General features: G+C 68.2%; 1 protein-coding gene. It reads left to right on the forward strand.

Annotation, left to right across the window (positions count from 1 at the left end):
• Positions 1-40 precede the first annotated feature (40 nt).
• Positions 41-892 (forward strand): IS5 family transposase, encoded by an 852-nt coding sequence (locus ACYVMZ_RS39365; RefSeq protein WP_461088125.1) that lies wholly within the window; start codon positions 41-43, stop codon positions 890-892.
• Positions 893-902: the final 10 nt, after the last annotated feature.

Raw genomic sequence — 902 nt, forward strand, 5'->3', positions numbered from 1 at the left:
AGGGGTCCTTGCAGAATGATCTTCCTGTGGCACGGTGGAGATGGAAGTGATTCCGTCTTTGTGGGGGTGGCCCGTGGCACGGCGGAAGCCGTGGGAGATCAGTGACGAGCTGTGGGCGGTGATCGAACCGCTGCTGCCGAAGCATGAGCGGCGGTTCCGGCATCCGGGGCGCAAGCGGATCGATGACCGCAAGACCCTGCAGGGTGTGCTGTTCGTTCTCTACACCGGGATCCAGTGGGAGTATCTGCCGCAGGAGTTGGGGTTCGGTTCCGGGCCTACCTGCTGGCGGCGGCTGGCAGAATGGCAGGAGGCCGGGGTGTGGGAGGAACTCCAGCAGGTGCTGCTGGACCGGTTGCGGGCGGCGGACCGCCTCGACTTCTCCCGCGTCACCGTCGACGCCTCGCATGTGCCGGCCAAGCGGGGGCGAAGCAGCCCAAAAGTCGGTCCGAGTCCGGTTGACCGCGCACGGCCAGGCTCGAAGCACCACGTGCTGACCGACGCGCACGGTGTCCCTCTGCGGGTGTCGTTGACGGGTGGACACCGCAACGACGTCACGCAGCTCCTGCCGCTGGTCGACGGCGTGCCGCTGGTGCGGGGCAAGCGGGGCCGGCCTCGGCGTAAACCCCGGACGTTGTATGCCGACCGCGGCTACGACCACGACATCTACCGCCGCCGTCTGCGCGAGCGTGGCATCGTCCCGAAGATCGCCCGGCGCGGTCAGCCACATGGCTCGGGTCTGGGCCGGGTGCGATGGGTTGCCGAGGCCGCCATCGCCTGGCTCCACGGCCCCCGCCGCCTACGGACACGCTGGGAAACACGGGACGACATGCACGACGCGTTCCTCCAGCTCGCCCATTGCATGACCCTCGCCCGCAAGATCCCGGCTTTCTGAAAGGACCCCT

Source organism: Streptomyces deserti (assembly GCF_054782695.1).

Bases quoted from the DNA above. Each gene is read 5' to 3' on its own strand.
- ACYVMZ_RS39365 (WP_461088125.1), top strand. From the start codon at position 41: ATGGAAGTGATTCCGTCTTTGTGGGGGTGGCCCGTGGCACGGCGGAAG.